Consider the following 6,480-nt stretch of genomic DNA (forward strand, 5'->3'; position numbering starts at 1 on the left):
GATCTGCCTACCGGTTGCTGGACCTGCCGACCGGCTACTGATCCGCCCCTACCAACGAACCGACGGCCGCCGCCAGTTCATCCCGCCGCGGCGGCCCCGAGACTCGGTGCGTGATCCGGCCCGCGCCGTCGAGCAGCAGCACGGTCGGCGTCCGCAGCACGGTCAGGCGGCGGGCCAGATCCAGCCGCTCCTCGGCGTCGATGTCGAGGAAGGCCACGGCGTGCCGGTCGGCGAGCTCGGTCAGGACGCGGCGGGTCGGTCCGCAGTACCGGCAGACCTTCGAGGAGAACTGGACCAGCGTCGCCCGCGGATCGAGTTCGATGCCGAGGTCCGTGGCCGTCAGCTGATCGGTGTCCGCCGACGGCGCCGCCTTCACGGCCTTCACGGCCCCATCGGTCCGTCTGCGCCACAGCCCGAAGGCCGACGCCGCCGCCAGCACGCCCACCGCCGCCAGCACTCCGGTGACATCCATGCAGGACACAGTGACGACGTCTCGCGGGTTATTCCCGGCTTGTCCGGTGTGTGAGACACCTATCGTCTCACCGGATTCTCCGACCTACCTTTGCCGCATGACGGAAACGCAGGTCACACCGCCCGCGCGCGGCATCGACGTCCGCGGCCCGAGGTTCGGCGCGACGGTGACCACCGTCGTGCTCGTGGTGGTGCTCGCGACCGGGAGCGGATGGCTGCTCGCGGCGCAGGCGCTCGTCTTCGCCATCGGTGCCTTCGCCGGGCTGCGACGCGCGCCCTATGGTCTGCTGTTCGCGCGCGTGGTCCGTCCGCGCCTCGGGCCGCCGACCGCGTTCGAGGACGAGGCGCCGCCGCGGTTCGCGCAGGGCGTCGGTGTGGTGTTCGCGGTCGTGGGGGTCGTCGGCTACCTGGCAGGGGTGCCGGCGCTGGGCATCGCCGCCACTGCGTTGGCGCTGGCCGCGGCGTTCCTCAACGCGGCGTTCGGATTCTGCCTCGGGTGCGAGATGTACTTGATGGTGGTCCGGGTGCGGGGACAAGCTTCCTGAGTTCGATGCTAGGGTCCTGACCTAAAGTCAGCGGCCTGGCTCGTCCATACGGCCGCTGACAACGGGCGCCTCGTGGAGAACGAGCTAGTCGAACAGTGGGGGTTGGTCCATGTCCACTCGTCCTCGTATACCCGCGATGGCCGGTGCCGTGTGCGCCGCGTTGCTGCTCGCCGGGTGCTCGAGTTCGGGCACGGTCGGCGCGGGCGGGTCGTCGAGCGGCGGCGTGGGGGGACTCACCGGCGCGACCTCGGGCGGGAACAGCGGACCCGACACCGGTTGCACCCAGGCGATGCTGGCGATCCAGAACGCTGAGAAGGCTCAGACCAACACCAATCTGCAGGCGGCCGTCAGCGCCGCCAACACCTCGATCGGGCAGTTGCGGGCCGCAGCCCTGGCCACCCAGAAGCCCGGCGGACGCGACGCGATGAATAAGGTCGCCGACGACCTGCAGGCGATCGTGACCCAGGTGGCGGCCGGACACCAGCCGGACACCACGTCGGCACTGCGCGACGCCCAGATCGTCGCGGGCATCTGCGGGATGTGAGCCGCTCCGCCGGTTGAAATCCCGCTGAACGTCGACGGCTACGGATTCCCCGACACGGACATCGAACTGCTGGCGCGCTCCGGCGGCCGCACCCTCGGCCGCTTCATGCTCGCACCAGAGCCCGGCACGACTCCGTCGCCGGCCGCCCGACAGGTCGCTGCGATGCTCGCGGCGCAGGCCGGGGTGGCACTCGCGCGCGATGCGGGACGGCTGCCGGTGGAGGCTTGAGCCTGGTCCCTGGCTTGGGGATAGTGCTGCGCGTGTGGCTGCTGGCCGCGGTGTAGGCCGAGCGATATCGGCGTGAGCCTGCCGTCGGGTTAGGCGACCCGCACCCCGTCCAGGAACAAGCCCACCATCTGCGTCCCCAACTCCCGGCGCGTCAGCGGCCCCTCCGCGTGGAACCACCGGTGGATCTGCACCACGCTGCTCAGGAACGTGTTCGTGATGACGCTGGCCCCCACGTCGGCCCGGAACACCCCGGCCTTCTGGCCCTCCTCGACCAGGTCCTGGAACAGGTGCTGGTAGCGGCGGCGTTCGGCGCGCACGGCCGCGGCGTGCTCGCCGGCCACCAGGTGCATGGAGCGGGCCCAGACGGTCAGGGGTTCGGCGTGGTCGTCCATGTGCGCGAACAGGTCCGTGACCGCGCGGGACAGCCGGACGTCGGCCGGGCCGTCGGCGGCGGCGATCGCCTCCAGGCGCTGGGTCTGTTCGGCGAGCAGTTCTCGGTAGATGCTGGTGAGCAGCTCCTCCTTGGAGCTGAACCAGTGGTACAACGCGCCCTTGGTGACCTGCGCGGCCTCCACGATCTGGCGGGTGGTCGTGGCCTCGTAGCCCTGGCGGCCGAACAGGTTCGTGGCGGCGGCGACGATCCGCTCCCGGGCCTGCCCGCGCTGCACCTTCGTCCGGTCCTGCCCAGTCATGTCGCTCCTCGTCAGGGTCCTGGTAGCACCCATTGACACCACGGAATTCAAGACGATACTAAGGCGAAACATACCGGGCGGTCGGTCTGTGACCGGGAAGCGAGAGCGCCGATGACCTTCAACCTCGCGACGATCCTCCGCGAGTCGCGGCACGCCTCACCGGGCAAGCCGCTGTGCCACAGCCGGGACAAGACCCTCACCTACGAGCAGGCCGACGAGGACTCCGGCCGGGTGGCCGCCGCCCTGCTCGCGCTCGGTCTGGAACGCGGGGACCGGGTCGCGGTGCAGCTGCCGAACCTGCCGGAGTTCCTGCTCTGCTACTTCGGCATCCTCAAGGCCGGGCTGATCATGGTTCCGCTGAACCCGCTGCTCAAGGGCCACGAGATCGCCTACCACCTGCGGGACTCCGGGTCGAGGATCCTCGTGGCCTGCGCTCCGCTGGCCGCCGAGGCGGTCGCCGGCGCCGAGGAGGCCGGCGAGAATGCCGGGGAGAAGGCCGGCGGGATCCCGGTCTACATCGTGGACGTGCCCGGATTCGACGCGACACCGACCGGCACGCACGCTTTCAGTGAACTCCTTAACGCCACCGACACCGGCGACATCGCACCGACCAACGCCGACGACACCGCCGTGGTCCTCTACACCAGCGGCACCACCGGCAAGCCGAAGGGCGCCGAGCTGACGCACTTCCAGCTCTTCATGAACTGCACCGTCTCCGGTGAGTTGTTCGGCATCCGCCCGGACGACGTCACCCTCGCCGTCCTCCCGCTCTTCCACGTGTTCGGCCTGTCCAGCGTCCTGAACGTCGCGGTCCGCTTCGGCGGCACGATGGCGCTGGTCCCGCGCTTCGAGACCACCCCGGTCCTGGAGATGATGGAGAAGCACCGCTGCACCATCTTCTCCGGCGTCCCCACGATGTTCTTCGCGCTCCTGCACGCCGACACCTCGGAGCACGACCTGTCGGCGCTGCGCGTCGGCTGCTCCGGCGGCGCCGCGATCCCCGGCGAGGTGATCCGGGCCTTCGAGGAGAAGTTCCCCGGCGTGGTGATCCTGGAGGGCTACGGCCTGTCGGAGTCGGCGAGCACCACGACCTTCAACATCAGCGCCGAACAGCGCAGGGTCGGCTCCATCGGGAAGTCGGTCTGGGGCATCGAGACCCGCGTGGTCGACGACGCGGACCGCACGCTGCCGCCGGGCCCCGGGCACGTCGGCGAGATCGTCATCCGCGGCCACAACATGATGAAGGGCTACTGGAACAACCCCGAGGCCACCGCCGAGGCGGTCCGCGACGGCTGGTTCCACACCGGCGACCTCGGCTACGCCGACGAGGACGGCTACTTCTACATCGTCGACCGGAAGAAGGACCTGGTCATCCGCGGCGGGTTCAACGTCTACCCGCGCGAGGTCGAGGAGGTCCTGTACACGCATCCGGCGATCGCCGAGGCCGCGGTCGTCGGACGCGCGGACGAGCGGCTGGGGGAGGAGGTGGTGGCGTACGTCGCGCTCAAGGCCGGAGCGCAGGCGGACGAGCAGGACGTCATAGCGTTCTGCAAAGACCGGATGGCGGCCTACAAGTACCCGCGTGAAGTGAAGTTTCTCAGTGCCCTGCCGACAGGGCCGACCGGCAAGATCCTGAAGAAGGAGTTGCGGACGTGAGTTCTTCGAGCATCGCAGTGGACGCAGGTCCCGGCGTCCTGAACCGCCTCTGGCGCCGAGACCTGGCGGCCTATCCGGAGTCCGCACGCCGGTACGCCTACCTGGGCATCGTCGTGCTGACCACCATCGTCCTGTACTACCTCCTCTACATCCAGTACGCGGTGGCGACGTCGATCATCACCCGCTACCACATGACCTTCACCTACTTCATCTGGATGTCGGTCATCGGCAACGCCGTCGGCGCCGCCTCCTCGCTGCTCGCGGGCCTGGCCGACCGCTGGGGCCGGGCCAACCTGGTGGTCTACGGGCTCCTGGTGGCCGGCATCCTGGTGCTGATCCTGCCCAGCACGTCGAGCAAGGGTGCGTTCCTGACCCTGTTCGCCGCGCTGTTCTTCGTCGAGGGCATCATCCTGGTCGCCACCCCGGCGCTGATCCGCGACTTCTCGCCGCAGCTGGGCCGGGCCACCGCGATGGGCTTCTGGGCGATCGGACCGGTGGTCGGCAGCCTGGTGGTGACCACCGTGACCAGCCACACCCTGGGCAGCTCGACCTGGCAGGACGAACTGCACTACTCCGGGATCAGCTCCCTGATCGTGTTCGTGCTGGCGCTGTTCGCGCTGCGCGAGCTCTCGCCGCGGCTGCGCGACCAGATCATGGTCAGCATGCGCGACCGCGCGCTGGTCGAGGCGCGGGCCCGCGGCATCGACCCGGAGCAGGCGCTGGCCGGGCACTGGCGGCAGATGCTGCGGCCGGGCATCGCCGGCCCGGCGTTCGCGGTCAGCGTGTACCTGCTGCTGTACTACGCGCTGGTCGGCAACCTGGTGATCTACTTCTCCTCGGTCTACGGCTACAGCGAGCAGCGCGCCAACGCGGTCGCGAACTGGTACTGGGCCTCCAACGCGGTCTCCCTGGTGGCCGCCGGGCTGATCTCGGACAAGCTCAAGGTCCGCAAACCCCTGATGATCGTGGGCTGTGTCGGCACCATCACCACCACGACGATCTTCGCGCTGCTGGCCACGCACGCGCACACCGGCTACTACACCTTCGCCGTGCTGTTCCTCATCGGCGGCGCGCTGGCCGGGGTGACCTACGCGCCGTGGATGGCGGCGTTCACCGAGACCGTCGAGGACAAGAACCCGGCGGCCACGGCGACCGGCCTGGCGGTGTGGGGCTGGATCCTGCGCGTGGTGGTCGCGGTGTCGGCGGCGTTCGTGCCGGTGGTGGTGACGTCGGTGACGCCGATCGTGGACCACGGCGCCGAGGTGGCCGCCGCGCAGGCCAAGGCCGGACCGGCGCTGGCGATCATCGGCGCGCACCCGGCGATCTTCGCCGAGCTGGCCAAGTACCCGCCGAACCCGGCCGCGATCCCGCCGGACGTGCTCGGGCAGGCGGTGGCCCAGGTCGGGCTGGCGAACCTGCAGACGGTGCAGCAGGCGCAGCCGGACATCGCGATCCTGCAGGCGCATGGCGCGTCGGTGGCCAAGGCGGTCAAGGACGGGCCCAAGCAGTGGCAGACCTGGTGGTGGGTGGCGCTGGGCGGGCAGATCCTGTTCCTGCCCTTCGCGGTCATGATGCGGGGCCGGTGGAGTCCTCGTAAGGCTCGCGAGGACGCCGAGGCGCACGAGCAGGCGGTCGCGGCGGAGTTGGCGAGGTTGCAGGAGGCGCCGGCTACCTGAGGTGATTGTCGCTGATCGCGAGCGACTGATCGTGACTGATCGTGCCCTGATACGACGCGGCCCGCCGTCACGCACTGCGTGACGGCGGGCCGTCGGCTGTCGCCTCGGATCAGACCCCGAATCAGACCCCGAACAACCAGAACCACTGGCTCTGGTCCGCCGTGTTGCACGGCGCCATCGAGAGCCACTGCTGGTTGCCCTTGCCGGCCAGGCAGGTCCCGGTCTGCTTGTTCTTCAGCACCCCGTAGTCGGTGTTGCCGGGGATGGCGGTCACAGTCCACAGCTGGAAGGGCGCCGTCAGGTGCGCCTGGAGACCGGCCACGGCGTTGAAGTCGTCGGAGATGTCGACATCGGTGGCGTTGGTGGGGTCCACCTGGAGGACCTTCGTGCCGGCGGTCGCCGGTTTGTCGTTGGACTGGATGACCGTGGTGCCGTCGGAATAGGTCCATACGGTCCAGGTCTGCGCGAGGGAATGGTTGGTCGGCCAGATGTCCACCTGCTGGCCGTCGTTGAACTTGTCCTCGTTCAGGTCGACTGAGGCGTTGGCCGCGTAGTTCAGGATGTTGGTCGTCTTCTGCTGCGTCGGCGGCGCGGGCTTGGACGGAGCCGGGGGAGCGGCGGGCTTGGAGCTGGAGGCCGGTGCCGGCGGGGCGGCGGGACTCGAGGCG

Annotated in this window: 8 protein-coding genes; 5 read left to right on the forward strand and 3 right to left on the reverse strand. The window is 69.6% G+C overall.

What is annotated here, in order from left to right; translation table 11 throughout:
- Positions 1 to 34 precede the first annotated feature (34 nt).
- Positions 35 to 472 (reverse strand): thioredoxin family protein, encoded by a 438-nt coding sequence (locus GWK61_RS32470; protein WP_194915510.1) that lies wholly within the window; start codon positions 470 to 472, stop codon positions 35 to 37.
- Between the two features lie 97 nt (positions 473 to 569).
- Between GWK61_RS32470 and GWK61_RS32475 the strand changes: the two genes are divergently transcribed.
- The 3 genes from GWK61_RS32475 to GWK61_RS58810 all read left to right on the forward strand — a co-directional run bounded on the left by GWK61_RS32475 (position 570) and on the right by GWK61_RS58810 (position 1,788).
- Positions 570 to 1,016, forward strand: coding sequence for a DUF4395 domain-containing protein (locus tag GWK61_RS32475; RefSeq protein ID WP_194915511.1), 447 nt, complete (start codon positions 570 to 572; stop codon positions 1,014 to 1,016).
- Between the two features lie 109 nt (positions 1,017 to 1,125).
- Entirely contained in the window at positions 1,126 to 1,560 is a 435-nt protein-coding gene (locus GWK61_RS32480; RefSeq protein WP_194915512.1) for a hypothetical protein, read from the forward strand.
- A 105-nt stretch (positions 1,561 to 1,665) separates the two neighbouring features.
- On the forward strand, positions 1,666 to 1,788 hold the full coding sequence (locus GWK61_RS58810) for a hypothetical protein (RefSeq protein WP_267254409.1): 123 nt from the start codon (positions 1,666 to 1,668) through the stop codon (positions 1,786 to 1,788).
- 89 nt (positions 1,789 to 1,877) lie between these two features.
- Here the strand turns inward: GWK61_RS58810 and GWK61_RS32485 are convergent, their stop codons facing one another.
- Positions 1,878 to 2,480: a TetR/AcrR family transcriptional regulator gene (locus GWK61_RS32485; protein WP_194915513.1), complete on the reverse strand. Its 603-nt coding sequence runs from the start codon at positions 2,478 to 2,480 to the stop codon at positions 1,878 to 1,880.
- A gap of 111 nt (positions 2,481 to 2,591) precedes the next feature.
- On the opposite strand from GWK61_RS32485, the gene GWK61_RS32490 reads away from it, so the two are divergent.
- Both GWK61_RS32490 and GWK61_RS32495 read left to right on the forward strand, forming a co-directional pair.
- The gene (locus GWK61_RS32490; RefSeq protein ID WP_194915514.1) at positions 2,592 to 4,136 is read left to right on the forward strand and encodes a long-chain-fatty-acid--CoA ligase; all 1,545 of its coding nucleotides are present in this window, start codon (positions 2,592 to 2,594) and stop codon (positions 4,134 to 4,136) included.
- Positions 4,133 to 5,812, forward strand: a complete 1,680-nt coding sequence (locus tag GWK61_RS32495; protein ID WP_194915515.1) for an MFS transporter — start codon at positions 4,133 to 4,135, stop codon at positions 5,810 to 5,812. The genes GWK61_RS32490 and GWK61_RS32495 overlap by 4 nt, the downstream gene beginning before the upstream one ends.
- Positions 5,813 to 5,933: 121 nt before the next feature.
- On the opposite strand, the gene GWK61_RS32500 is transcribed toward GWK61_RS32495, so the two are convergent.
- Positions 5,934 to 6,480 (reverse strand): RICIN domain-containing protein (locus GWK61_RS32500; RefSeq protein WP_369125630.1); only part of this gene is annotated, 547 nt, incomplete at its 5' end.

This window comes from Catenulispora rubra (assembly GCF_015356825.1).
GTDB classification, from domain to species: domain Bacteria; phylum Actinomycetota; class Actinomycetes; order Streptomycetales; family Catenulisporaceae; genus Catenulispora; species Catenulispora rubra.